The 21,573-nt window shown below is 66.6% G+C and carries 28 protein-coding genes; 15 read left to right on the forward strand and 13 right to left on the reverse strand.

The window, feature by feature from the left end:
* The first annotated feature begins 52 nt into the window (after positions 1–52).
* Genes dapE through rnr form a run of 3 tightly spaced genes read left to right on the forward strand, consistent with a single transcriptional unit; the run spans position 53 to position 4,083 of the window.
* Positions 53–1,204, forward strand: coding sequence for a succinyl-diaminopimelate desuccinylase (gene dapE / locus DC366_RS08540; protein ID WP_108691797.1), 1,152 nt, complete (start codon positions 53–55; stop codon positions 1,202–1,204).
* A gap of 23 nt (positions 1,205–1,227) precedes the next feature.
* Positions 1,228–1,782, forward strand: coding sequence for a TIGR04282 family arsenosugar biosynthesis glycosyltransferase (locus tag DC366_RS08545; RefSeq protein WP_108691798.1), 555 nt, complete (start codon positions 1,228–1,230; stop codon positions 1,780–1,782).
* 42 nt (positions 1,783–1,824) lie between these two features.
* A complete protein-coding gene (rnr, locus tag DC366_RS08550; protein ID WP_108691799.1) occupies positions 1,825–4,083 on the forward strand; it encodes a ribonuclease R in 2,259 nt (752 codons plus the stop codon).
* 12 nt (positions 4,084–4,095) lie between these two features.
* Here the strand turns inward: rnr and DC366_RS08555 are convergent, their stop codons facing one another.
* From DC366_RS08555 to DC366_RS08565, 3 genes are all read right to left on the reverse strand, one after another.
* A complete protein-coding gene (locus DC366_RS08555) occupies positions 4,096–5,169 on the reverse strand; it encodes a 5-(carboxyamino)imidazole ribonucleotide synthase (protein ID WP_108691800.1) in 1,074 nt (357 codons plus the stop codon).
* Positions 5,162–5,650, reverse strand: a complete 489-nt coding sequence (purE, locus tag DC366_RS08560; RefSeq protein WP_108691801.1) for a 5-(carboxyamino)imidazole ribonucleotide mutase — start codon at positions 5,648–5,650, stop codon at positions 5,162–5,164. The genes DC366_RS08555 and purE overlap by 8 nt, the downstream gene beginning before the upstream one ends.
* Positions 5,651–5,744: 94 nt before the next feature.
* Complete coding sequence (locus DC366_RS08565; protein WP_108692003.1) at positions 5,745–5,969, reverse strand: YdcH family protein; 225 nt, start codon at positions 5,967–5,969, stop codon at positions 5,745–5,747.
* Positions 5,970–6,141: 172 nt separating this feature from the next.
* Here DC366_RS08565 and DC366_RS08570 point away from each other — a divergent pair, with 172 nt between their 5' ends.
* From DC366_RS08570 to DC366_RS08580, 3 genes are all read left to right on the forward strand, one after another.
* A complete protein-coding gene (locus tag DC366_RS08570; protein ID WP_108691802.1) occupies positions 6,142–6,561 on the forward strand; it encodes an Hsp20 family protein in 420 nt (139 codons plus the stop codon).
* Positions 6,562–6,580: 19 nt separating this feature from the next.
* The gene (locus DC366_RS08575; protein ID WP_108691803.1) at positions 6,581–6,808 is read left to right on the forward strand and encodes a DUF1150 family protein; all 228 of its coding nucleotides are present in this window, start codon (positions 6,581–6,583) and stop codon (positions 6,806–6,808) included.
* A gap of 137 nt (positions 6,809–6,945) precedes the next feature.
* On the forward strand, positions 6,946–7,809 hold the full coding sequence (locus DC366_RS08580; RefSeq protein WP_108691804.1) for a glycosyltransferase family 10 domain-containing protein: 864 nt from the start codon (positions 6,946–6,948) through the stop codon (positions 7,807–7,809).
* Positions 7,810–7,813: 4 nt separating this feature from the next.
* On the opposite strand, the gene DC366_RS08585 is transcribed toward DC366_RS08580, so the two are convergent.
* Complete coding sequence (locus DC366_RS08585; RefSeq protein WP_108691805.1) at positions 7,814–8,140, reverse strand: ribonuclease E inhibitor RraB; 327 nt, start codon at positions 8,138–8,140, stop codon at positions 7,814–7,816.
* Positions 8,130–9,131, reverse strand: a complete 1,002-nt coding sequence (trxB, locus tag DC366_RS08590) for a thioredoxin-disulfide reductase (protein WP_108691806.1) — start codon at positions 9,129–9,131, stop codon at positions 8,130–8,132. Before trxB ends, DC366_RS08585 begins: the two co-directional genes overlap by 11 nt.
* 203 nt (positions 9,132–9,334) lie before the next feature.
* Between trxB and DC366_RS08595 the strand changes: the two genes are divergently transcribed.
* Complete coding sequence (locus tag DC366_RS08595; RefSeq protein ID WP_108691807.1) at positions 9,335–9,835, forward strand: Lrp/AsnC family transcriptional regulator; 501 nt, start codon at positions 9,335–9,337, stop codon at positions 9,833–9,835.
* Between the two features lie 10 nt (positions 9,836–9,845).
* On the opposite strand, the gene DC366_RS08600 is transcribed toward DC366_RS08595, so the two are convergent.
* The 5 genes from DC366_RS08600 to lgt all read right to left on the reverse strand — a co-directional run bounded on the left by DC366_RS08600 (position 9,846) and on the right by lgt (position 13,839).
* A complete protein-coding gene (locus DC366_RS08600; RefSeq protein WP_108691808.1) occupies positions 9,846–10,595 on the reverse strand; it encodes a Hint domain-containing protein in 750 nt (249 codons plus the stop codon).
* Between the two features lie 113 nt (positions 10,596–10,708).
* A complete protein-coding gene (locus DC366_RS19860) occupies positions 10,709–10,855 on the reverse strand; it encodes a hypothetical protein (RefSeq protein WP_165802876.1) in 147 nt (48 codons plus the stop codon).
* Positions 10,856–11,124: 269 nt separating this feature from the next.
* A complete protein-coding gene (pgeF, locus tag DC366_RS08610) occupies positions 11,125–11,880 on the reverse strand; it encodes a peptidoglycan editing factor PgeF (protein ID WP_108691810.1) in 756 nt (251 codons plus the stop codon).
* Positions 11,881–11,890: 10 nt separating this feature from the next.
* Entirely contained in the window at positions 11,891–12,955 is a 1,065-nt protein-coding gene (locus DC366_RS08615; RefSeq protein ID WP_108691811.1) for a class I SAM-dependent methyltransferase, read from the reverse strand.
* Positions 12,952–13,839 (reverse strand): prolipoprotein diacylglyceryl transferase, encoded by an 888-nt coding sequence (gene lgt / locus DC366_RS08620; RefSeq protein WP_108692004.1) that lies wholly within the window; start codon positions 13,837–13,839, stop codon positions 12,952–12,954. The genes DC366_RS08615 and lgt overlap by 4 nt, the downstream gene beginning before the upstream one ends.
* A gap of 123 nt (positions 13,840–13,962) precedes the next feature.
* Here lgt and DC366_RS08625 point away from each other — a divergent pair, with 123 nt between their 5' ends.
* Positions 13,963–14,217, forward strand: coding sequence for an accessory factor UbiK family protein (locus DC366_RS08625; RefSeq protein ID WP_108691812.1), 255 nt, complete (start codon positions 13,963–13,965; stop codon positions 14,215–14,217).
* A gap of 12 nt (positions 14,218–14,229) precedes the next feature.
* Here the strand turns inward: DC366_RS08625 and DC366_RS08630 are convergent, their stop codons facing one another.
* On the reverse strand, positions 14,230–14,886 hold the full coding sequence (locus DC366_RS08630; protein WP_108691813.1) for a hypothetical protein: 657 nt from the start codon (positions 14,884–14,886) through the stop codon (positions 14,230–14,232).
* Between the two features lie 197 nt (positions 14,887–15,083).
* Here DC366_RS08630 and DC366_RS08635 point away from each other — a divergent pair, with 197 nt between their 5' ends.
* The 6 genes from DC366_RS08635 to DC366_RS08660 all read left to right on the forward strand — a co-directional run bounded on the left by DC366_RS08635 (position 15,084) and on the right by DC366_RS08660 (position 19,311).
* Positions 15,084–15,326, forward strand: coding sequence for a hypothetical protein (locus DC366_RS08635; RefSeq protein WP_108691814.1), 243 nt, complete (start codon positions 15,084–15,086; stop codon positions 15,324–15,326).
* 208 nt (positions 15,327–15,534) lie between these two features.
* The gene (locus tag DC366_RS08640; protein ID WP_108691815.1) at positions 15,535–16,035 is read left to right on the forward strand and encodes a type III secretion system chaperone family protein; all 501 of its coding nucleotides are present in this window, start codon (positions 15,535–15,537) and stop codon (positions 16,033–16,035) included.
* A 42-nt stretch (positions 16,036–16,077) separates the two neighbouring features.
* Positions 16,078–16,896: a pyrroline-5-carboxylate reductase gene (gene proC / locus DC366_RS08645; RefSeq protein ID WP_108691816.1), complete on the forward strand. Its 819-nt coding sequence runs from the start codon at positions 16,078–16,080 to the stop codon at positions 16,894–16,896.
* Positions 16,889–17,227, forward strand: coding sequence for a tRNA-binding protein (locus DC366_RS08650; RefSeq protein WP_108691817.1), 339 nt, complete (start codon positions 16,889–16,891; stop codon positions 17,225–17,227). Before proC ends, DC366_RS08650 begins: the two co-directional genes overlap by 8 nt.
* Positions 17,224–18,177 (forward strand): 2-hydroxyacid dehydrogenase, encoded by a 954-nt coding sequence (locus tag DC366_RS08655; protein WP_108691818.1) that lies wholly within the window; start codon positions 17,224–17,226, stop codon positions 18,175–18,177. Before DC366_RS08650 ends, DC366_RS08655 begins: the two co-directional genes overlap by 4 nt.
* Positions 18,178–19,311, forward strand: coding sequence for a beta-ketoacyl-ACP synthase III (locus tag DC366_RS08660; RefSeq protein WP_108691819.1), 1,134 nt, complete (start codon positions 18,178–18,180; stop codon positions 19,309–19,311). It abuts the gene before it with no gap.
* Here the strand turns inward: DC366_RS08660 and DC366_RS08665 are convergent.
* Positions 19,260–19,523 (reverse strand): hypothetical protein, encoded by a 264-nt coding sequence (locus DC366_RS08665; protein WP_108691820.1) that lies wholly within the window; start codon positions 19,521–19,523, stop codon positions 19,260–19,262. The genes DC366_RS08660 and DC366_RS08665 overlap by 52 nt on opposite strands.
* 34 nt (positions 19,524–19,557) lie before the next feature.
* On the reverse strand, positions 19,558–20,595 hold the full coding sequence (locus tag DC366_RS08670) for a GlxA family transcriptional regulator (protein ID WP_243405082.1): 1,038 nt from the start codon (positions 20,593–20,595) through the stop codon (positions 19,558–19,560).
* A gap of 39 nt (positions 20,596–20,634) precedes the next feature.
* Between DC366_RS08670 and bcoG the strand changes: the two genes are divergently transcribed.
* On the forward strand, positions 20,635–21,546 hold the full coding sequence (bcoG, locus tag DC366_RS08675) for a 3-dehydrocarnitine:acetyl-CoA trimethylamine transferase BcoG (protein WP_108691821.1): 912 nt from the start codon (positions 20,635–20,637) through the stop codon (positions 21,544–21,546).
* Positions 21,547–21,573: the final 27 nt, after the last annotated feature.

Consider the following 21,573-nt stretch of genomic DNA (forward strand, 5'->3'; position numbering starts at 1 on the left):
GCCATCCGCGCTAGCCCTTTGGGCGCCGACAAACATCACCATGTGAGGGCCCATGACGCATTCTCCCGTCGATCCCGCCGATCTGACCGCCGCGCTGATCCGCTGCCCGTCCGTGACCCCCGAAGAGGGCGGCGCGCTGCGCCTTCTGGAGGGGCTTCTGGAGGGCGCCGGGTTTGACTGCACGCGGGTGGATCGCACAGGAATATCAAACCTTTACGCCCGCTGGGGTGCCAAGGGCGCGGCGCGCAGCTTTGGCTTCAACGGGCATACCGATGTGGTGCCTCTGGGGGACGAGGCGGCGTGGACGATGCCGCCCTTCGGGGCCGAGATAAAGGACGGCATGATGTGGGGCAGGGGCGCGACCGACATGAAATCCGGGGTCGCCGCCTTTGTCGCGGCTGCCGTGGATTTCGTGCAACAGACCCCGCCCGACGGCGCCGTGATCCTGGCCATCACCGGCGATGAGGAAGGCGATGCGCAGGACGGAACCGTCGCGCTGCTGGACTGGATGGCGCAGCAAGGCGAGGCGATGAGCGTGTGCCTTGTCGGCGAGCCGACCAGCCCGAACGAGATGGGCGAGATGATCAAGATCGGCCGCCGCGGCTCGCTCAATGCCTATCTCACGGTCACGGGCGTGCAGGGCCATGCGGCCTATCCGCACCGCGCGGTCAATCCGCTGCCCGCGATGGCGCGGCTGGTGGACCGGCTGAGCGCGCATGTTCTGGACGAGGGCACCGATCATTTCGACCCCTCGACGCTTGCGGTCGTGACCATCGACACCGGCAATCCGGCGACCAACGTGATCCCGGCCACGGTCCGCGCGACGGTGAATATCCGCTATAACGACGCGCATTCCGGCAGCAGCCTGACCGACTGGCTGCAAGGACAGCTTGACGCCATCTGCGCCGAGATGGGCGTGACCGGCACGCTGAAGGTCAGCAATTCCGGCGAAAGCTTTGTCACGCCGCCCGGCGAATTCTCGGACATGGTAGTGCGCGCGGTCGAGGCCGAGACCGGGCGCACGCCGACCTTGAGCACTTCGGGCGGCACGTCTGATGCGCGTTTCATCAAGGATCACTGCCCGGTGGTGGAATGCGGCCTTGTCGGCCGGACGATGCACCAGGTCGACGAGCGGGTGAGCGTCGACCAGATCCACCAGCTCAAGGCGATCTATGGGCGCATCCTGCGCGACTATTTCGCTTGAGGCCGCGCGCCACCCTCGTCGTCATGCTGAAAGAGCCGCGCCCCGGCCGGGTCAAGACGCGGCTGGGGCAGGGTATCGGCATGGTGCCGGCCGCGTGGTGGTTTCGTCATCAGGTCGCGCGCCTGCTGCGCGAGGTTGAAGATCCACGCTGGCGGCTGGTGCTGGCCGTGTCGCCCGATGCCGAAGGATTGGCCAGCCGCATCTGGCCCGCGCATTTGCCGCGCATCCCGCAAGGGCAGGGCGATCTGGGCGCGCGCATGGCGCGGATCGTGCGCCGCGCCGCACCTGGCCCGATCTGCATCATCGGCGCCGATATTCCGGGCCTTCGCCGCGCCCATGTCGCGCGCGCCTTTGCCGCGCTCGGCGCGCATGACGCGGCCTTCGGCCCGGCGCCCGACGGCGGCTATTGGCTGATCGGGCTCAGGCGCAGCGGCGCGGTCCCCGCCGGGTTCCTGCGCGGCGTCCGCTGGTCCGGCGCCGATGCGCTGGCGGATAGCATGGCCACGCTGCCCGGCGCGCGCATCGCGCTGCTGGACACGCTGCGCGATGTCGACACCGTCACCGATCTGGCGCGCTGATAGCGGTTTCCGCGGCGCCTTGGCCGTGATACGCAAAGCCGCATGAACCAGATGCCCACCAAAGCCGAGATCCTTGACTGGATCTCACAAAACCCCACCCTTGCCGCCAAGCGCGACATCGCCAAGGCGTTCGGCATCAAGGGCGCCGCGCGGATCGACCTCAAGCGCATCCTCAAGGAGCTTGAGGACGAGGGCCATCTTGAAAAGCGCAAGAAGACCTACCGCGATCCCGACCGCCTGCCCCCCGTCAGCGTGCTGCAGGTAACGGGCCCCACGCCGGACGGCGATCTGCTGGCCCGCCCGCTGGAATGGCAGGGCGAGGGCGCCGAGCCGATGGTGCTGCTGATCCCGCGCGAGTCGGACCCGGCGCTGGGCGAGGGGGACCGCATCCTTGCCAAGCTGCAACAGGTGCGCGGCGAGGCGCATGGATACGAGGCACGGCTGATCCGGCGCATCGGGACGAACCCGCTGAAAGTGCTGGGCATCTTCCGCAAGGGCACCGAGGGCGGGCGCATCGTGCCCATCGACAAGGGACAGGCGCTGGAATGGATGGTGGATTCCAAATCCACCGGCGGCGCGCAGGAGGGCGAGCTGGTCGAGGCCGAGCAGGTCGGCCGCCGTGACCGCATGGGCCTGCCGCGCGCCCGCGTGCTGAACCGTCTGGGCGATCCCTCGGCGCCGCGCGCCGTGTCGCTGATCGCCATTCACCAGCACGGCATCCCCGATGAATTCCCCGACGCCGTGATCGCCGAGGCGGACGCGATGACGCCCGCGGGCCTCAAGGGCCGCGAGGATCTGCGCGATCTGCCGCTGGTGACGATCGACCCCTCGGACGCGCGCGATCACGACGACGCGTGCTATGCCCATGCCGACGAGGATCCGAAAAACGAGGGCGGCCATGTGATCTGGGTCGCTATCGCGGATGTCGCGCATTACGTCACGCCCGGCAGCGCGCTGGACGCGGAGGCGCGCAATCGCGGCAATTCCAGCTATTTTCCCGACCGCGTGGTGCCGATGCTGCCCGACCGGCTGTCGGGCGATCTGTGCTCGCTGCACGAGGGGGTGCCGCGCGCCTGCATCGCGGTGCGCATGCGCATCAACGAGTTTGGCGAAAAGATCGGGCAGAGCTTTCACCGCGCGATCATGCGCTCGGCCGCGTCGCTGAATTATCAGGAGGTGCAGGCCGCGCAGGATGGCGCGCCGAATGAAAAATGCGCGCCCCTGATGGAGGATGTGATCGCGCCGCTTTACGCCGCCCATGACGCGCTGAAGATCGCGCGCAAGAACCGCCAGCCGCTGGATCTGGACCTGCCCGAACGCAAGGTCGTGCTGAGCGACGAGGGCAAGGTGATGAGCGTCGCCTTCTCGGACCGGCTGGATGCGCACAAGCTGATCGAGGAATTCATGGTGCTGGCCAATGTCGCCGCCGCCGAGACGCTGGCCGCGAAGAAATCGCCGCTGCTCTACCGCGTCCACGAGGAGCCGCCGGAGGAAAAGCTGGATACCCTGCGCGAGGTGGCCGAATCGGCCGGTCTGACGCTGGCCAAGGGGCAGCTGCTGAAGACGTCGCATATCAACGCGCTGCTGCATGGCGCGGCGAATACCGACTACGCCGAGCAGATCAACATGAGCACCCTGCGCGCGATGACGCAGGCCTATTATTCGCCCACCAATTTCAGCCATTTCGGCCTTGCGCTGATGGCTTATGCGCATTTCACATCGCCCATCCGGCGCTATGCGGATCTGGTTGTGCACCGCGCGCTGATCTCGGCCCATGGCTGGGGCAAGGACGGGCTGGCGCCGGGCGACGAGGCCCAGCTGGAGGCCGTCGCACAGCACATATCGCAGACCGAGCGGCGCTCGATGATGGCCGAGCGGGATACGAATGACCGCTATCTGGCCGCCTTCCTGTCCGAGCGTGTTGGTGAGGAGTTCAGCGGGCGCATCAGCGGCATCGCCAAGTTCGGCGCCTTCGTGCGGCTGGACGAGACGGGCGCCGACGGCCTGATCCCGATGCGCAGTCTGGGCCACGAATATTTCCATTTCGACCGTGACGCGGCAACGCTGATGGGCGCGGACTCGGGCCGCGTCATCACGCTGGGCCAGCGCGTGACCGTCAAACTGGCCGAGGCCGCGCCGGTGACGGGCGGCATCTCGCTGGAACTGGTCAGCGTCGAGGGCAAGGCCATGCCGCAAGGGCGCGGGCGCGCCCGCGGCAAGCCGCCCAAGCGCAAGCTGGGCGCGGCGAAAAAGAAGGCCGCGAAGGTCAAGAAAAAGGTCGAGCGGACGCGCCGCGGTTAAAGGCGTTGCCCTTCAGGCCGGACCAGTCACGCGGTTGACATGGCCCATCTTGCGGCCCGGCTTGACGTCCGCCTTGCCATAAAGATGCAGCGCGCAGGCCCCGTCGCGGGCCAGCTCGGGCACGCGGTCCATATCGTCGCCGATCAGGTTTTCCATCACCACGTTGGAGTGCCGCTTGCCATCGCCCAGCGGCCATCCCGCGACGGCACGGATATGCTGCTCGAACTGATCGACGGTGCAGCCGTTTTGCGTCCAGTGGCCGGAATTATGCACGCGCGGCGCGATCTCGTTGACGATAAGGCCCCCTGCCGTCACGAACAGCTCGACCCCCATGACGCCGACATAATCCAGCTTGTTCAGGATCTTGGCCGCCAGCAGCACCGCGTCGCTGCGCTGCGAGGCGCTCAGGCGCGCGGGGGTCGTGGTGGTCCGCAGGATGCCGTCCTCATGCACGTTCTGGCCGGGATCGAAGGCCGACACGTCGCCCGCTGCATTGCGCGCGGCGATCACCGACACCTCGTGGCTGAAATCGACAAACCCCTCGTAGATGCCGGGCGCGCCGTTCAGCTCCGCCAGCGCGGATTGGGCATCCTTCGGGTCCGTGATGCGCACCTGCCCCTTGCCGTCATACCCGAAACGGCGGGTTTTGAGGATCGCGGGCAGGCCGATTTCCTCCATCGCCTGCGTGATGTCTTCAAGCTCGTCCACCGCGGCATAGGGCGCCGTGGTCAGGCCCAGATCGTTCAGGAACGCCTTTTCCACCAGCCGGTCCTGGCTGACGCGCAGCGCCTTGCGATCGGGGTGGACCGGACGCAGCTTCTCGAGGATGTCGAGCGCCGAGGTCGGGATATTCTCGAATTCGAACGTGATGACGTCGCAGGCATCCGCGAAGCTGCGCAGCGCGTCTGCGTCCTCGTAGGGCGCGCAGATGTGACGGTTCGCGACATGGGAGGCGGGGCAATCCTCGCCCGGCTCGAAAATGCAGGTCTTGAACCCCAGCCGCGAGGCCGCGACCGACAGCATGCGGCCAAGCTGCCCGCCGCCCAGGATGCCGATGGTGGCGCCGGTTTTGAGCGGTTCAGTCATCGCAAGGCTCCTCGGGGATGGAGGCAGACAAGGCGGCGCGCCAATCGTCCAGCCGCTGGGCCAGCGCGGCATCATTGGTGGCAAGGATCGCGGCGGCCATGAGGCCCGCATTGGCCGCACCGGCCGCGCCGATGGCCATGGTGGCGACCGGATAGCCGCGCGGCATCTGCACGATGGAATAAAGGCTGTCGACGCCAGACAGCGCGCGCGTCTGCACCGGCACGCCGATCACCGGCACGCGCGTTTTCGAGGCCATCATGCCGGGCAGATGCGCCGCGCCCCCGGCGCCCGCGATGATTGCCTTGAGGCCGCGACCTGCCGCCTCCTTGCCATAGGTCCAGAGCCGGTCAGGCGTGCGGTGGGCCGAGACGATGCGCGTCTCGTAAGGCACATCCAGCGCGTCCAGGATATCGGCCGCCTCCTTCATCGTCGGCCAGTCCGATTGACTGCCCATGATGATCCCGACCTCGACTTGCGGCATGGCGTGCCCTCTCATGATTCAGGCGCGAACCATAAGCGCGCGACGCGGGGGCGTCCACCACCCGGCGGCGGCAAAATGCATCCGGGCGGTGATCTCAGGCGATGATGTCGGGCAGAAGACGGTCCTCGATATAGGCGATGCGGTCCTTGAGGCGCAGTTTTTTCTGCTTGAGCCGCTTGACCGTCAGGGGATCGCGCAGCGGCTGCTGGTCCAGCGCCTCGATCGCAAGATCCAGGTCGCGATGCTCGCGGCGGAACTGTTCCAGCTCCACGCGCAGCACGTCATCGGATTTCATCGCAAGTTCGCTATAGGCGTTCATCTTGGTGCCATTCCCTGACCCGGCCAATACCGCGATGATGATAAACCCAAATTACCGATCCGCATAGCCCTTGCACAGTCCGGGGCCAGGACCCATATTCCCATCAAGGCGCCGTTGCCAAGCATGGGACGGCGCAAGACCAGACCAGTCGCTTGACACAAGGACGTGGCGCATGACGAAACTGACCTTGGGGGCACACCCCTACATGCTGGGCTTTGACCAGCTGGAACGCCTGCTGGAACGCAGCGCGAAATCCGGGAACGAGGGCTATCCGCCCTTCAATATCGAGCAGACCTCCGACAATTCCTATCGCATCACGCTGGCCGTCGCAGGCTTCGGCGAAGAGGATCTGTCCGTGACGGTCGAGGACCGCCAGCTGGTCATCCGGGGCCGCCAGGGCGCCGACATGAACGAGCGAGTGTTCCTGCATCGCGGCATCGCCGCGCGTCAGTTCCAGCGCAGTTTCGTGCTGGCCGACGGTGTCGAAGTGGGCGCCGCGATCATGGAAAACGGGCTGTTGCACGTGGACCTTACCCGCGCCCCGCCCGAAACCGTGGTGCAGACGATCAAGATCAACAAGCGTGGCCAGTAACCTTAAGGAGGATACGATCATGGATACCGAATTCGAATTCCCGCACGAGATGGGCCAGCGCATCGCCTATGTCCGCTCTGTCGCGGTCAAGGACCTGCCCAAGGACGTGCAAAGCCAGGTGGGCGAGCTGACAACGCTTTACGCCGTGCACAGCGAAGAGGGCGAACGTCTGGCGCTGGTCAGCGATCGCAAGATGGCCTTTGTGCTGGCGCGCCAGCATGACCTGGACCCGGTGACGGTACACTAGAGGCGCGAGTCCGCCTGCGCGGCGGGTCGGCTGATGTGAGTATTTTTGCCAGGATGAATGCGAAGGGCGCGTACCGGTCTGTTGCCGGTGCGCGCCTTTATGCGTAAGAGGCGCGTGGTCTGACAAAGGATCCTGCAATGGCCCGACACGCGCCCAAGGTGGCAATCCTGCCGCACGAGATGAAGCTGGGGCTGCGGCCCGGGGCGATCCCGCTGGAGCGGCTGCTCTGGCCGCTGGGTGCGCCCGAAGGTATCGCCGGACGCTGTCTGCGCGATCTGGGGCCCGAGGATCATCTGATCGTCTTTCCGCGCAAGACGCTGTATTTGCGGCCCGGTTTCGGTATCGCGGCGCGCGTGTCGGTCATGGTGCTGGAGCCGGACGCAATCCACGGCGCGCATCTGGCCGCGCTGCGCCGGTCGCATGCGCGGTTTCACCGCGTCCTCAGCCACAACCGCGCGCTGCTGGATGCCATTCCGAACGGCGTGTTCTTTCCTTTCGGCAGCACCTGGGTGCCCGAATGGCGCGATCTGACGATCGAAAAGACGCGCATGACGTCGCTGATCGCGTCAAGCAAGCGCTCGCAGCGGGGGCATGTGCTGCGCCATGACATCGTGGACTGGGCGGTGGCGGGCGGCGTTGATCTGGACGTGATGGGGCGCGGCTATACGCCCTTCGCGGCCAAGGCCGAGGGGCTTGCGCCCTACCGCTATTCTGTGGTGATCGAGAATGTGCGCGAGCCGAATTACTTTACCGAAAAGCTGATCGACGCGCTGTTGTGCCGGACGGTGCCGATATACTGGGGCTGTCCCAATATCGGCGAGTTTTTCGACACGTCCGGCATGATCCTGTGCGAGGACGAGGCCGATCTGAAGGCCGCGATTCTGGCCGCAACGCCTCAGGATTACGAGGCACGCCTTCCGGCGCTGATGGGCGCGCAGCCGCAGGCGGCGGAATACGGCGATTTCTATCGCCGCGCGGCCGAGGCGGTTTTGCAAGGCTGAGGCGTCACCCCATGAACCCCCACCCGTCGGGCTGAAACCCATGCGCCAGCGCCAGCGCGGTCGCCGTCTCCTCGCCCAGCCAGATCGCCATGGCCGTGACCGGCTGATCGGGCAGGCGGGCGGCGAGGTAGGGCGCGGCTTCGTCATCCGCGACGCGCGCGCACTCGAACCCTGCCTCGCTCAGCGCGTCCTCGAGCGCGTCCCAGTCGGGCGCGTCGCCGGGCACGAAGGCATAGTCGATATCGGCGATATCCGGCAGGTCCGCGCCCTCGGCGATCTCGGCGAAGACGGCGTAGGTTTCGGAGCGCTGGGCCGCATAGTCATGCGCCATGGGCTGCCTCGACGGCGGGGGCGGCGTTTACCGCATCCTCGTTCTCGGCCATGCCATGCTCGGCCAGCCAGCGCTCGACCTCAAGCGCGGCCATGCAGCCCATGCCGGCGCTTGTGACGGCCTGGCGGTACTTGTAATCGGTCAGGTCGCCCGCGGCAAAGACGCCGGGCAGCGAGGTCTCGGTGCTGTCGGGTTTGGTCACGACATAGCCGCCCATGTGCGTGTCGAGCACGTCCTTGACCAGCTCGTTCGCCGGGGCGTGGCCGATGGCGATGAAGACGCCCTTGGCCGGAATGTCCGTGATCGCGCCGGTCTTGGTGTGCCGCACCTTGACGCCTTCGACGCCAAGGGGGTTTTCGCTGCCATAGACCTCGTCAATCTCGTGGAACCAGAGGGGGTGGATCTTGGGGTTCTTCTCCAGCCGGTCGATCAGGATGCGTTCGGCGCGCAGCTCGTCCCGGCGGTGGATCAGCGTCACCTTGGAGGCGAAATTGGTCAGGAACAGCGCCTCCTCAACGGCGGTGTTGCCGCCGCCGACCACGACGATCTCCTGACCGCGATAGAAGAAGCCGTCGCAGGTGGCGCAGGCGCTGACGCCGAAGCCCTTGAACTTTTCCTCGCTGGGCAGGCCCAGCCATTTGGCGCGCGCGCCGGTGCACAGGATAATCGCCTCGGCCACGTATTCGGTGCCGCTGTCGGACTGGCAGACATAGGGACGCTTGGAAAAATCGATGCTGGAGATGATGTCGCCGATGATCTCGGTGCCCATCGCGCGTGCATGCGCCTCCATGCGCAGCATCAGGTCGGGGCCCTGCACCTCGGTATCGCCGGGCCAGTTCTCGACCTCGGTCGTGGTGGTCAGTTGTCCGCCGGGTTCGATCCCCTGCACCAGAACGGGGTTCAGCATGGCGCGGCTGGCATAGACGGCGGCGGTATAGCCCGCCGGGCCGGAGCCGATGATCAGAACCTTGGTCTTTTTCGTGCTGGCCATGTGCCTTGCCCTTTCGATGGTCTGCGATGTTGCGCCTGATATAGACGCGGGCCTGCTGTGTTGAAACCCCCTGCAATGCGGGCTTGCAATTACCGCGGCGCGGGCTTACTCCGCGCAACGATCTTGCGCTCCGGCGAAAGATTGTTGCGCCGCCGGGCGCGGCTGATATAACAATCGCGAAATTCAACAGGGATAGGTAAGTAATGGCGTCGACCCGTCTGGACCCGATCGACCGCAAGATACTGGCCGAGTTGCAGGCGGATGGCCGCATGACCAATGTCGAGCTGGCCAAGCGCGTGGGGATCTCCGCGCCGCCCTGCCTGCGCCGGGTGCGCACGCTGGAGGAGGCGGGGTATATCCGCGGCTATCACGCCGATGTCGACCCGCGCGAGTTGGGCTTCGAGGTGCAGGTCTTTGCCAATGTCGGCCTGCAAAGCCAGGCTGAGGCGGATCTGAGCGCGTTCGAGGCGCGTTGCCGCGCGTGGCCTTTGGTGCGCGAGTGTCACATGCTGAACGGCGAGGTGGATTTCATCCTGAAATGCGTGGCGCCGGACCTGAGCACGTTCCAGCGCTTCCTGACCGAGGAACTGACCGCCGCCGCCAACGTGGCCAGCGTCAAGACCGCGCTGGTCATCCGCGGCGCCAAGGATCAGCCGGGCGTGCCGTTCGACGTTCTGGAAGAGCGGCTGGCGCGCGACGCCTGACGGCGCAGCCTCAGGCGACGCAGCGCGTGCCGCCGCTGGGGCGCGCGCGCGGATGCGACAGGCTGCCGAAATCGGCCGGACGCCGGATATGGGGGAAAAGCGCGATGAACGCGGCCAGTTGGGCAGGGGTCAGGGCCGCTTCGAAACCCGGGCCGGGATGGTACGTCTCCAGCGTCAGCCCGGCAGCGGTGATCGTCGCATGGCGCTGGAGGCCGAGGTGATAGAGTTGAACCGTGCTGCGCGGGGTGATCGCGATGACGTGGTTGCCGTCGATCATGTCCTGAACCGGGCGCAGCATCTGGTTTGGCTGGCCTGCCGCGCGCTGCGCCATGCGTGCGCCGGGGCCTGTCATCAGGTCGGCCATGGGGCGCCCAAGGCCAAATGCGCCGGTCATGATCCGCGTCAGGCGCATGGGCGCGCCAATCGCCTCGCCGGGGCGCAGCGACATTGCGCCGATCCATAGCAAGGGCGAGGGCCCGCGCTCGTTCGTGACGATCCTCATGCCGGGGCGCAGATCCTCGATCGCGACAGGGCCGCGCGTCGTGGTGATCAGCGTGCCGCGTGCGAAGGCGCAAAACGCCCCGTCAAAAAACGGGCTAGCAGGCACCGCATGGCGGGATTCGATGACGCTGCCGTCGCTGTGCTGGACCAGCGTCGTGACTGTCCGGATCGGGCCGGGCGCCGCCGCCCGCGTCTGCACGCGCTGCGCATCGCCCGGCCGGGCGCGCGGCGGATACGGGCCGGACGGGGTGTGGACCATGGGATTTTGCCTTTCCCGTCGTCGGGGCAAGAGGGCGCCGGCAGACCGCCGGAATGATGGAGTTCCGGGGCTAGCCGCGGAACATGCGTTATGGGGCGCTGCGGCGGCGTGGTTCAGGCGCTGCGCAGAAGGCGGGGCGGCTGGACGGCTGTTGTCGCGCGCCGGTTGCCGCGCTTGAACGGCAGGGCGGGCAGGGGCTGCGCGCTGGTCTTGAGGGCCGATGCCATCCAGCGTTTCTGCGGCTTGGGAAGGGTGCTCATGTCAATTTCCTCGATCTGCCCGCCTTGCGGGTCTGGCTTATCTTCGATGAGGCAAAGATCGCAGCGCATTGCGGCTTTGATCTGACGCGGGAGGGGCATTTTCCGCAATTTCCAAACCGTGCGGCGGGAAGGGAAAAAAGGGCCAAATCGGGCCGATTTTACATGAATAAAGGGAAATGGTGCCGGGCCCATCGCTCGCCTTGCCGATCAAATCGGGCGCTTGTGTGGCTGGATTGGACCTAACCGGCAGCCGCGCACCGCAGGACGGCTCAGAGCCGGATGGCCGCGATCTGCCTGCCGTAATCTGCCTCGCCGCGATGGGTGGTGCGGCGATAGGAATAGAACCTGTCCTCGTCCGCGTAGGTGCAATGGCGCGTCCACTCGGCCCGCCCAACGCCCGCGCGCTGCAGCCGCTCGATGCCGAAGGCGGGCAGGTCGAACAGCATCTTGCCGGGCGCGCCTTGGGTGAAAAAGCGCGCATTGCCCGCGTCATCGGCCAGAAAGGCGTCCATGAATTCGGCGCTGACCTCATAGGCGGCCTGGCTGATGGATGGCCCGATCACGGCGGCGATGTTCGCGCGGCGCGCGCCCAGCGTCTCCATCGCGGCGACGGTCGCCTCCAGCACGCCGTCCAGCGCGCCGCGCCATCCGGCATGCGCCGCGCCCACGACGCCCGCCTTGGCATCCGCAAAGAGGACCGGCTGGCAATCGGCGGTCAGGATCGCCAGCGCAAGGCCGGGCGTGGCGGTGACCAGCGCATCGGCCTGCGGGCGGTTCTCAAGCGGTGCGTCAACCGGCAGGGCGGTGGCCGAGTGGACCTGATGCACCGTCAGAAGATGCTCGGGCGCAACCTGCATCGCGCCTGCCACGCGCGCGCGGTTGATGCAGACGATCTCTTGCTGGTCGCTGGAGCCAAGGCCGCAATTCAGACCGGCAAAGATCCCCGAAGACGCCCCGCCGCGCCGCGTGAAAAAGCCGTGGCGCAAGGGCGCAAGGCTGTCGGCGGTCAGGATCTCAAGCGTCATTCTGCCAGCCTCATTCGGACAATCCCGGTGGCGGTGCGGCGCCCTGCGGGTAGAGCGCCATCACCTTGAACAGCGTTCCCATTTCCGCCGGGTGGGTCAAGCGCCGATGTGCCGCGACATGGGCATCGCGCGCGGCGCCGGTCAGGGTGCGGGCCAGCTTTTGCGCGCGCGGCGTGATCCCCAGCCGCTCCAGAAACACGCCCTGGGGTGTCACGCGGCTGCGGCGTGCGGGGGCGGCGGCCAGCGCCAGCGCCTCGAAATCGACATGAGCGGTCAGATCGGCAGTGCCGGGGGCCTCATACGGATCGGCTGGCGCATGGGCGCGCAGGGCCTGAAACGTGTCGCCCAAGGCGCGCCAGTCGCCGTAATCCACGATGATCGCGGCGCCGCCGCGCGCCGCGATCTGCGCGCCGACATGCTGCGCGATCTGGGCGGACAGGGGGCTGAACTCGACGATATCGCCATCGCGCGTATCGTCCAGCCGGTGCGCCAGTTGCGGCAGCGCGACAGGCGCGCTGAGGCCGGGGGACAGCCGGCCTTCGTCGCGCCCGATCATGCGTTCGCGCCAGTGCGGGCCGCTGCGCTGGGCTTGCCGGATCGGCAGCGCGTCGAAGAATTCGTTGGCCACCAGAAAGAGCGGCAGATCGGGCAGCGCCTGCACCGTGTCGCACCAGACGGGCGCGGCGTCCTGCAGCGCCGTGGCCTGCGCCGCGCGCAAGACCGGCGATGTCTCGACCAGATGCAGCCTTGCTGCGGCGTGAAAACCGGGCACGGCGCGGGTGGCGCGCAGGATATCGGCCATCAGCGTGCCGCGACCCGGGCCCAGCTCGGCCAGTGCAAAGGGGCGGGGGGCGCCCTGATCCAGCCATGCCTGCGCAAGGGACAGGCCAAGAAGCTCTCCGAACATCTGGCTGATTTCCGGCGCGGTGGTGAAATCGCCCGCCGCGCCCAGCGGATCGCGCGTGACGTAATAGCCGTGCTTGGGGTGCATCAGGCACAGCGCCATATACTCGGCCAGCGTCATCGGCCCGGCCTCTTCGATCTGGGCCAGCAAGAGTTGCTCCAGCGGCGTCACGGCGCCCTTGGGCGTGTCAGCAGCAGCGCGATGCCGAACGCGATCATCGGCAGCGACAGGATCTGCCCCATCGACAGGCCAAGGCCCGCGCCGAACTGCACCGCGTGACCCAGCGGGTTGCCTTCGGAAATGAATTGCGCGTCCGCCTCGCGGGCCAGCTCGACGATGAAGCGCGCCGCGCCGTAGCCGATGAAGAACCAGCCGGTGATCCGGCCCGGCCGCTTCAGCGCGCCGCGCCGATACGCCAGCCACAGCAGCACCGCGCCCAGAACCAGCCCTTCCAGCAGCGCCTCGTATAGCTGCGAGGGATGGCGCGCGCACAGCCCGACCACGCCGGGGCAATCCTGCGCCGCCGCGCCGGGAAAGATCACGCCCCACGGCAGATCGGTGGGCCTGCCCCACAGCTCGGCATTGATGAAATTGGCGATCCGGCCCAGCATCAGCCCGGCAGGCGCAGCCATGCAAAGCAGATCGCCGACCGACAGGATGCGCAGCTTGTGGCGCTGCGAAAACGCGATACACGCCACCAGCACGCCCAGCATCCCGCCATGAAAGGACATGCCGCCCTGCCAGACCTGCAGGATTTCCAGCGGATTCGATTTGTAATAGCCCGGCTGATAAAACAGCACGAAGCCCAGCCGCCCGCCTAGGATGATGCCCAGGATCGCCCAGAACATCAGATCCTCGACCTGCTTGGGCGTCATGACGGGCGTCTTGGCCTGCCACAGATCGGGGCGCCGCACGGCATGCAGCACGATGCGCCAGCCCAGCAGGATCCCCGCGATATAGGCCAGCGCATACCAGCGCAGGGCAAATTCCATGCCCAAGATCGAGATCGAGAAGATCTCGGGCGAGATGTCGGGATATGGAAGGACCGCGTTCATGGCGCTGACATGGCCGCGCAACGGGGGGGAAGTCAACCGCGCGCCGCTTGCAGCGGGGCCGCGGCGGCCCCATATAGTGCAAAACCGCTCAAATGATGAAACCCCAGCGCCGGAGGCCCGACTATGCAGACCCGCAACAAGGTAATGGACGATATCTCGCAACTTATGACCAACGCAATGGGCGTGGCCCAGGGCGCGCGGCAGGAGGCTGAAACGGCGATGTCGTCGATGATCGACCGCTGGCTGGCCGACCGCGATTTCGTCACGCGCGAGGAATTCGATGCCGTGCGCGCCATGGCGCAGAAGGCCCGCGAGGAGAACGAGGCGCTGAAGGCGCGGCTCGATGCGCTGGAGGCGGGCACGCCGGACCGCCGATGACCGCGCGGCGCGCTATTTGCGCAGCAAGACGCCGGCCCAGACCACCCGGCCCAGCGGCGTGATCGTGTCCAGCGCCGGGCCGGTGACAAGCCGCGTCGGCTGGGCAGGATCGTTTCCCGAAATCAGCAGGGCGCCCGGGCCGGGACGATCCAGATAGCTGACCTGGACATCCGCGCCGTCCAGATAGGCCCATGTCTCATGCGTGTCCGGCCAATCGCGCGAGCACTCCAGCAGGCACAGCGCGCCGGGCCACAGGTTGTGCGGCCCGCACCGCGCCGGGGCCGTGATGCAGCGCAGATGCGGCATGCTCCAGCCTTGCGCGGCCAGCCAATCGGCCTGAAATGCGACCTCCGCCTGCGCCGGGTGCGGCGCCTTTTCATGCGGGGCGATGAAGATCGGCGCGGGATGATCGCCTTGGCCTGCGGGCGCGTGCGGGCCGAACTGGCGGGCGGCCACCGGCGCGCCTGCATCGCCGCCGCGCAGGACCAGCGTCAGGCCAAGCGCGTCAATGATCTCCGTCACCTTCGAGATCTGCATGTCGCGCCCGTCGCGCAGGCTGCGCATCGTGCTGACATCCAGCCCCAGCTTGCGCGCATATCCGCGCAGCCCGTGACGGGCGATCCCCTCATCGGCAATTTCGCGGAGTTTTTCGAGACTGAACAGGGCCATGCGAGGGGTGTGACATGGAAAAAAATGATTGACTAGACGGTTAAAGTTTTACACGTTGTGCGAAAAATACCACGATTTCTGTTAGTTACCAGTTTAGATTGTATCTGAAATGTGGGGATACCCCATGAGATGTGTTCTCCGGTCGGCGTCCTGCCGCGCGGCCCGAACCGCGCCCCGATGCCCCCTTGCGGGGCGTGATGTCTGACGCCGCGCAACTGGTGCAGGCGGCCCGCGACGGTCTGGCAAAGCTGAAAGCGCTCAAGGGTATCATTCGCGATGCGCCGGACAAGGTCCGCCGCGACGCGGCAATCATCGCCTATAGCCGCACGCTGGATGTGCTGGTCGAAAACCTTAACGCGCTTGAGGATATGGGGGTGTTGGCGGGCTGCGTGGCACGGATGCGTGCCGCAGCCAATGCGCCAGACCGTCCGCAGGGCTGACCATCCCTCTCCAAGCAGGATATGGGGTGCCGCGCGATATCGTCCACAACTTATTGCGGTTATCCACAACAAATAGCTTTACAGGTGAGCGACTGTCCCGCACCATATCTGGTAAGGGCATGGGGAGCACCCCCAGCCTATAGAGCAGGCATCCAGTGCTTGGGGCGCGAAGAATCCTCAAAACCGGATCCAACCCAGAGGTAGAGCCATGGCATTGTCCGAGCAGTTCCTGACAGACGATCTCCATCCCATTGATATCGTGGAAAACCTGGCCGAGCACAACGAATGGCAATTCGACCGCGTCGGCGATGACCAGATCGCCATGGCCGTTGAAGGGCAATGGCGAACCTATGCGATCACGCTGGCATGGTCGGCCCATGACGAGACGCTGCGCATGGTCTGCACCTTCGAAATGGACCCGCCCGGCGAAAAACTGCCGGTTCTTTTCGAGGCCCTGAACGAGGTGAACGACCAGTGCTGGACCGGCGCCTTCACCTATTGGGGCGAGCAGAAGCTGATGGTCTATCGCTATGGTCTGCTGATGTCCGGCGGGCAGGGCGCCTCGCCCGAGCAGATCGACGCGATCATCACCGCCGCCGTTCTGAACGCCGAGCGCTATTATCCCGCCTTCCAGCTGGTTCTGTGGGGCGACCGCACCCCGCGCGACGCGATGCAGGTCGCCATTGCAGAGGCTTATGGCCGCGCGTAACCTTGCCCTTGGAACCTGAAAACAGGCAAGAGGGACTGCGTCATGGATATGGATTTCGTCGCCGAAAAGGGCCTTGTGCTGCTGGGCTGCGGCAAGATGGGCAGTGCAATGTTGCAAGGCTGGCTGTCGGACGGGCTGCCGCCCTCGTCGGTCTGGGTGATCGATCCCAACCCCTCGGACTGGCTGAAGAATACCGGCGTGCAGATCAACGCGGACAACCTGCCCGCCGCGCCGGGGATCGTGCTGATCGCGGTGAAGCCGCAGATGATGGGCGAGGCGCTGCCCTCCCTCAAGAAGATGGGCAATGGTGTGACGCTCTTCATCTCGGTCGCTGCCGGCACCCCGATTTCCGCGTTCGAGGCCGCGCTCGGCAGCGAGAGCCCGATCATCCGCGCCATGCCCAACACCCCCGCCGCCGTGGGGCGCGGGATCACCTCGATCATCGGCAACGTGCATGCCAGCAGCGCCCAGCTGGACCTGGCGGAGGCGCTTTTGCGCGCGGTAGGCCAGGTCGTTCGGCTGGAAAGCGAGGACCAGATGGATGCCGTCACCGGCGTTTCCGGCTCTGGCCCGGCCTATGTTTTCCACATGATCGAATGCATGGCAAAGGCGGGCGAGGCCGAGGGGCTGAGCCCGGAGCTGGCGATGCAGCTGGCGCAGGCCACCGTCGCGGGCGCCGGCGCGCTGGCCGAGGCGGCGGAGGAGACGCCGTCGGAATTGCGCGTCAACGTGACCAGCCCCAATGGCACCACGCAGGCAGGGCTTGAGGTGCTGATGGACGAAGAAAACGGCCTGCCGGACCTGATCCGCCGCACCGTCGGCGCCGCCGCTAATCGCTCGCGGGAGCTGCGCAATGGCTGAGATCGCCTTTGATGATTTCATGGCCGTCGATATCCGCGTCGGCCGCGTCACGCGGGCCGAGCCATTCCCCGAGGCGCGCAAACCCGCGATCAAGATGTGGATCGATTTCGGCCCGGATATCGGCGAGCGCAAGACATCCGCGCAGATCACGGCGCATTACACGCCCGAAACACTGACGGGGCGCATGGTGATGGGTGTCGTCAACTTTCCGCCCCGCCAGATCGGCCCCTTCATGTCCGAGGTTCTGGTGCTGGGCGTCGCGGACGCGGACGGCGAGATCGTGCTGCTGGCCCCCGACAGCGACGTGCCTATCGGCGGGCGGATGCATTGAGCCGCGTCCTTCTGACCCGCCCGTTGCCCGATTGCGTGACCGCCGCCGCCGCGGCCGCCTTCGACGTGGAGCAGCGAGACAGCACGCAGCCGATGAAACCGGCAGAGATGCGCGCGGCACTGGCGCTTTATGACGGCGTGCTGGCGACGTTGGGCGACAGGTTCGACGCCGACATCCTTGGCGGCGGGACGCATCGTTGCAAGATTCTGGCCAATTTCGGCGTCGGGTATGACCATATCGATACCGCTGCCGCCGCGGCCTGCGGCATCACCGTCACCAACACGCCCGGCGCGGTGACGGACGCCACCGCCGATATCGCCCTGACGCTCATCCTGATGAGCGCGCGCCGCGCGGGCGCGGGCGAGCGCCTGGTGCGCTCGGGGCAGTGGCAGGGCTGGCATCCGACACAGATGCTGGGCCTGCATCTGGGCGGCCGGACGGTGGGGATCGTCGGCATGGGCCGGATCGGGCAGGCGATCGCGCGGCGCTGCCTGCACGGGCTGGGCATGAAGGTGATCTACCACAGCCGCACGCCCAAGGATCTGGACTTTGCCGCCACACGGACCGGCACCCTTGCCGCGCTGGCCGCGCGCGCCGATGTCATCGTCGCGGCCGTGCCGGGCGGGGCCGAGACGCGTCACCTGATCTGCGCCGATGTCCTCGCAGCGATGCAGCCCCATGCGCATTTCATCAACATCTCGCGCGGGGATGTGGTGGACGAGACGGCCCTGATCGCCGCGTTGCAATCGGGGCAGATCGCGGGCGCGGGCCTTGACGTCTACGAGCACGAGCCACAGGTTCCCGCCGCGCTGATGGCGCTGGAAAATGCCGTCCTGCTGCCGCATCTGGGCACCGCCGCGCAGGATGTGCGCGAGGCGATGGGGATGCTGGCCGTGGACAATCTCAGGGCGTTCTTCGCGGGCGACGTGCCGCCCAACGTGGTGGGCTAGATGGGCGCCGCCGCGATCACCGGCAGCGGTGTGCATACGCCGCCCGATCTCATCACCAATGACGAGCTGGTGCGCGCCTTCAACGCCTATGCGGACCTGTTCAACGCCCGCAATGCCGAAGCCATCGAGGCGGGCACGCTGCGGCGCAAGGGCCATTCCAGCAGCGATTTCATCGTCACCGCATCGGGCATCCATCAGCGCCACGTGGTCACGCGGGACGGCATACTGGACCCCGAGATCATGCATCCCGTCCTGCCGCCGCGCGATCCCGCGCAGCCCAGCCTGATGGCGGAAATGGCGCTCAAGGCGTGCGCCGAGGCGCTGGCGCAGGCCGGGCGCGAGGGGCACGAGGTGGATCTGGTGATTTGTGCGGCCTCGAATCACGAGCGCGCCTATCCGGCGATTGCCGTGGAAATCCAGCAGCTTATCGGCGCGGGCGGCTTTGCCTTCGACATGAACGTGGCCTGTTCCTCGGCCACCTTCGCGATACAGGCGGCGGCGGACATGATCCGCGCAGGCACGGCCCGCTGCGCCGTTCTGGTCAATCCCGAGATTTGCAGCGCCCATACCGAATGGCGCGACCGGGACTGTCATTTCATTTTCGGCGATGTCTGCACCGCCACGGTGATCGAGCCGGTTCAGGCGGCCAAGGGGGGCGCATTCCGCATCCTGTCGACCCGCTGCAATACGCAGTTTTCCAACAATATCCGGAACGAGAACGGCTATCTGCGCCGCGCGCACGGCCGGATGGAGGACCGGCGCGACATGCAGTTCATGCAGGAGGGGCGGCGCGTGTTCAAGGAAGTGCTGCCGATGGTGTCGCAGCATATCGCGGATCATCTCGCCGCGGGCGGCATCGCGCCGGGCGATCTGAAACGCCTCTGGCTGCATCAGGCCAACAAGTCCATGAACGATTTCATCGGGCGCAAGGTGATGGGGCGCGTGCCGTCCCCGGACGAGCAGCCCAACGTGCTGAGCGACTATGCCAACACGTCCTCGGCCGGGTCGATCATCGCCTTCGCGCATCACAGCGCCGATATGGCGCCGGGCGACAGGGGGCTGATATGCTCCTTCGGAGCGGGTTATTCGGTGGGATCTGTCCTGCTGGAGCGTGAACGGTCAAGGTCCGGCTGAGGCGCGTCGCGGCGGGCATCCCATGCAGGGTCTTCCTTCTTGATCCGCTTCGCGATCAGCTTGCCGCTGGGAATGGCGATGGCAAGGCCGACGACCACGCAAAGTGCGATTGCCCACACCGAATAATAACCCAAGGAAAACGCCGCGACGACGAGTGCGCCCGCGATGCCGCTGGCGCTGAGCACGATCATGTAAATGGACAGGCGGTTCATGAAATGTCCTTTCGCGATGCACAATGTCGAAACGTCAACGCGCAGGGGGTGCGCCGGTTCCGTTCGCGCCAACGCGGCTGGCCACCGCCCCCTCGCTGCGCAGGCGGGTCGGCGCCGCGCCGTAGCGCAGGCGCATCGCGCGGGCCAGCGCGGCGGGCGATTCATAGCCGCAGCGCACGGCAATCTCGGCTATGCCGAGGCTTGTGCTGTCCAGCAGCTTGCGTGCCTCCGACAGGCGCAGATGGCGATAGACCGTGCCGGGCGGCGCGCCCAGGTCGCGGCGGAAATGCCGGTCCAGCGTCCGGGGCTGGCAACCCAGCCGCCGCGCGATTGCGCCCAGCGGCAGGGGCCGTTCGACATGCGCGCGCATCTGCTCCAGCGCGCGGCGCACCAGCAGGTCCGATTGCGGCGCCGTCGCCGGGGTGTCGCTGCCATGCATGAACTGATCCTCGACATCCAGCCGCGCGGCCATGCCCGCGTGCTGCGCGATCAGGTCCATCATCAGATCGATCGCGCTCATCGCGCCGGCGCAGGTGATGACGGGCCCATCGCGCGTCACGCGCGACCGCTCGACATCGACGTCCAGGAACCTTTCGGCAAAGGCATCCTGCAGATCCCAATGCAGCGTCGCGCGTCGCCCCCCCAAGAGGCCCGCAGAGGCCAGCAGCCACGGCCCGGTGTCCATCCCGACCAGAACGCGCGCCTTTTTCGCCGCGCTTCGCAAGGTCTGGCGCGTGCGGGATGTGTCATGGGCGACATGGCCGTAACTGGCCAGAACGAAAAGATAATCACAGCGCTCCATCGCTGCCGCCGGGCCGTGCGGCAGCACCTGCATCCCGCTGGAGCTGTCGGCGGCATCGCCTGTCATGGTGAGGATTTGCCAGTCGAAAACGCTGGCCCGGCTGACGGCGTTGGCCGCGCGCAATGGCTCCAGACAGTTGGCAAGGCACAGGTTGGAAAACCTGTCAAAGAGAAGAAAGGCGATGCGCGTCGGCGGCGCGCCGGGTTTTGTCCATTTCTGCATCATTCCTGTCTGATACTGCACAATCCGTCCGCAGGCCAGCGTTACCATGCGGGCAACTCAATCCGGACATTCCCGAAAGGACGCCCCATGCCCCTGACCATGAATCGCGACGTCTTCATCACCTGCGCCGTCACCGGCGGCGGCGGCACCCAGGACCGCAGCCCCCATGTGCCCCGCTCGCCCGAGCAGATCGCCGATGCCGCCATCGCCGCCGCCAAGGCGGGCGCCGCCATCGTGCATTGCCACGTGCGCGACCCGGACACCGGCGCGCCCAGCCGCGATCTGAAGCTCTACCGCGAGTTGACGGAGCGCATCCGCGCCAGCGACACAGACGTCGTGCTGAACCTGACGGCGGGCATGGGCGGCGACATGGTCTTTGGCGATCCCGAATCGCCCCTGCCGCTGAACGAGAAGGCGTCCGACATGGTCGGCGCGACCGAGCGCGTGGCTCATGTGGCCGACTGCCTGCCGGAGATCTGCACGCTGGATTGCGGCACGATGAACTTCGCCGAGGCCGATTACGTCATGACCAACACGCCCGGCATGCTGACCGCGATGGGTGGCATGATGACCGAACTGGGCGTGAAGCCCGAGATCGAGGCTTTCGACACCGGCCATCTGTGGTATGCCAAGCAGCTGGTCAAGGACGGCGTGCTGGAGAAGGACGCGCTGGTGCAGCTGTGCATGGGTGTGCCGTGGGGCGCGCCGAACGACATGAATACCTTCATGGCGATGGTGAACAACGTGCCGGACGACTGGAACTGGTCCGCCTTCAGCCTTGGCCGCGACCAGATGCCTTATGTGGCGGCGTCGGTGCTGGCCGGCGGCAACGTGCGCGTGGGGCTTGAGGATAACCTGATGCTGGACAAGGGCGTTCTGGCCGAGAACCACCAGCTTGTCACCCGCGCCCGCGAGATCATCGAGCGGATGGGCGCCAAGGTGATGGGCCCCGCCGATGTGCGCGACAAGCTGCGCCTGACCAAACGCGCCCCGAAGTGAGCCGCAAGCCAATAGATCGGACCACGA

Source organism: Pelagivirga sediminicola, from assembly GCF_003072125.1.
GTDB lineage: Bacteria > Pseudomonadota > Alphaproteobacteria > Rhodobacterales > Rhodobacteraceae > Roseovarius > Roseovarius sediminicola.

What these genes read in the sequence shown, in the direction of transcription:
- dapE (WP_108691797.1), top strand. Translation starts at nt 53, where the DNA reads ATGACGCATTCTCCCGTCGATCCCGCCGATCTGACCGCCGCGCTGATC.
- DC366_RS08545 (WP_108691798.1), top strand. Translation starts at nt 1,228, where the DNA reads ATGCTGAAAGAGCCGCGCCCCGGCCGGGTCAAGACGCGGCTGGGGCAG.
- rnr (WP_108691799.1), top strand. Translation starts at nt 1,825, where the DNA reads ATGAACCAGATGCCCACCAAAGCCGAGATCCTTGACTGGATCTCACAA.
- DC366_RS08555 (WP_108691800.1), bottom strand. Translation starts at nt 5,169, where the DNA reads ATGACTGAACCGCTCAAAACCGGCGCCACCATCGGCATCCTGGGCGGC.
- purE (WP_108691801.1), bottom strand. Translation starts at nt 5,650, where the DNA reads ATGCCGCAAGTCGAGGTCGGGATCATCATGGGCAGTCAATCGGACTGG.
- DC366_RS08565 (WP_108692003.1), bottom strand. Translation starts at nt 5,969, where the DNA reads ATGAACGCCTATAGCGAACTTGCGATGAAATCCGATGACGTGCTGCGC.
- DC366_RS08570 (WP_108691802.1), top strand. Translation starts at nt 6,142, where the DNA reads ATGACGAAACTGACCTTGGGGGCACACCCCTACATGCTGGGCTTTGAC.
- DC366_RS08575 (WP_108691803.1), top strand. Translation starts at nt 6,581, where the DNA reads ATGGATACCGAATTCGAATTCCCGCACGAGATGGGCCAGCGCATCGCC.
- DC366_RS08580 (WP_108691804.1), top strand. Translation starts at nt 6,946, where the DNA reads ATGGCCCGACACGCGCCCAAGGTGGCAATCCTGCCGCACGAGATGAAG.
- DC366_RS08585 (WP_108691805.1), bottom strand. Translation starts at nt 8,140, where the DNA reads ATGGCGCATGACTATGCGGCCCAGCGCTCCGAAACCTACGCCGTCTTC.
- trxB (WP_108691806.1), bottom strand. Translation starts at nt 9,131, where the DNA reads ATGGCCAGCACGAAAAAGACCAAGGTTCTGATCATCGGCTCCGGCCCG.
- DC366_RS08595 (WP_108691807.1), top strand. Translation starts at nt 9,335, where the DNA reads ATGGCGTCGACCCGTCTGGACCCGATCGACCGCAAGATACTGGCCGAG.
- DC366_RS08600 (WP_108691808.1), bottom strand. Translation starts at nt 10,595, where the DNA reads ATGGTCCACACCCCGTCCGGCCCGTATCCGCCGCGCGCCCGGCCGGGC.
- DC366_RS19860 (WP_165802876.1), bottom strand. Translation starts at nt 10,855, where the DNA reads ATGAGCACCCTTCCCAAGCCGCAGAAACGCTGGATGGCATCGGCCCTC.
- pgeF (WP_108691810.1), bottom strand. Translation starts at nt 11,880, where the DNA reads ATGACGCTTGAGATCCTGACCGCCGACAGCCTTGCGCCCTTGCGCCAC.
- lgt (WP_108692004.1), bottom strand. Translation starts at nt 13,839, where the DNA reads ATGAACGCGGTCCTTCCATATCCCGACATCTCGCCCGAGATCTTCTCG.
- DC366_RS08625 (WP_108691812.1), top strand. Translation starts at nt 13,963, where the DNA reads ATGCAGACCCGCAACAAGGTAATGGACGATATCTCGCAACTTATGACC.
- DC366_RS08630 (WP_108691813.1), bottom strand. Translation starts at nt 14,886, where the DNA reads ATGGCCCTGTTCAGTCTCGAAAAACTCCGCGAAATTGCCGATGAGGGG.
- DC366_RS08635 (WP_108691814.1), top strand. Translation starts at nt 15,084, where the DNA reads ATGTCTGACGCCGCGCAACTGGTGCAGGCGGCCCGCGACGGTCTGGCA.
- DC366_RS08640 (WP_108691815.1), top strand. Translation starts at nt 15,535, where the DNA reads ATGGCATTGTCCGAGCAGTTCCTGACAGACGATCTCCATCCCATTGAT.
- proC (WP_108691816.1), top strand. Translation starts at nt 16,078, where the DNA reads ATGGATATGGATTTCGTCGCCGAAAAGGGCCTTGTGCTGCTGGGCTGC.
- DC366_RS08650 (WP_108691817.1), top strand. Translation starts at nt 16,889, where the DNA reads ATGGCTGAGATCGCCTTTGATGATTTCATGGCCGTCGATATCCGCGTC.
- DC366_RS08660 (WP_108691819.1), top strand. Translation starts at nt 18,178, where the DNA reads ATGGGCGCCGCCGCGATCACCGGCAGCGGTGTGCATACGCCGCCCGAT.
- DC366_RS08665 (WP_108691820.1), bottom strand. Translation starts at nt 19,523, where the DNA reads ATGAACCGCCTGTCCATTTACATGATCGTGCTCAGCGCCAGCGGCATC.
- DC366_RS08670 (WP_243405082.1), bottom strand. Translation starts at nt 20,595, where the DNA reads ATGGTAACGCTGGCCTGCGGACGGATTGTGCAGTATCAGACAGGAATG.
- bcoG (WP_108691821.1), top strand. Translation starts at nt 20,635, where the DNA reads ATGCCCCTGACCATGAATCGCGACGTCTTCATCACCTGCGCCGTCACC.